General features: G+C 57.6%; 1 protein-coding gene. It reads left to right on the top strand.

The genetic code is table 11. From position 1 onward, the window contains the following. Positions 1 to 1003, top strand: a 1003-nt coding sequence (locus H4J77_RS19530) for an IS30-like element ISPsp4 family transposase (protein ID WP_182250120.1), incomplete at its 5' end; no start/stop codon positions are given. Positions 1004 to 1032 lie beyond the last annotated feature (29 nt).

Genomic DNA, 1032 nt, shown 5'->3' with positions numbered 1-1032 from the left:
AGAGCGTGCCACCATTCAAGTTAGTCATGCCCAAGGCCTCAGCTTGCGCAGGATTGCCTGCTTGATCAACCGATCCCCTTCGACGGTCAGCCGAGAGATGCGCCGCAATCGAGATGCAGCTGGCAGCTACTCGGCCCGCGTGGCTCAGCAGCGGATGAAGGTCCGCCGCCAGGCTTGTCGGCCCATGCGAAAGCTGCTGCCAGGTAGTGAGCGCTTTGAACTGGTGATCCATATGCTGCGCCAGCGTTTGTCTCCCGAGCAGATTGCCGGCAAGCTGCGCAGTATGAACATACCCAGTCTTAGAGATGCCTACGTCTGTCGCGAGACGATCTACAACGCGATCTATGCCCTGCCCGTCGGTGAGCTGCGCAAGGAGTTGATCCTTTGTTTGCGCCAAGGCAAGACGACACGTAGACCACGCCTTGGCGGTGTGGATCGGCGCGGGCAGATTCCAGAGATGGTCAGCATTCACTTGCGCCCGCCGGAAGTTGAAGACCGACTGATGCCGGGGCATTGGGAAGGCGACCTTATTAAGGGTAAGGCTAACGCCTCGTCTGTAGGTACGCTGGTGGAGCGCACTAGTGGCTACCTGATGCTGGTGAAGATGAACGACGCGACGGCGACCTCGGCAATGGAGGGCTTCAGCGCCGCCCTCAATAACATGCCGCTGGCGATGCGCAAGAGCATGACCTACGACCAGGGCCGGGAAATGGCACAGCACGCCGAGATCACCCAGAGAACCGGTGTGGCGATCTACTTCTGTGACCCACACAGCCCTTGGCAGCGCGGCAGCAACGAAAACATTAATGGCCTGATCCGCCAGTACCTGCCCAAGGGCACTGACTTGTCGGTACATAGCCAAGAAGAACTGGATGCCATTGCGTTTCAACTGAACATGCGTCCACGTAAGCGCTTCGATTTCAAATGTCCTATCGAAGTCATGAGCGAAGTGATGCAGAAAGCCTTGGCTATGCAATATGATGCTCCTGCGTCAATTCAATAACCGTGTTGCACTCAGCTCCTGCAACCGCC

It is taken from the genome of Pseudomonas sp. 5Ae-yellow (assembly GCF_014077575.1).
GTDB lineage: Bacteria > Pseudomonadota > Gammaproteobacteria > Pseudomonadales > Pseudomonadaceae > Halopseudomonas > Halopseudomonas neustonica.
The sequence above is the reverse complement of the archived record's forward strand: the minus strand, read 5'-3'. Positions and strand labels throughout refer to the sequence as shown.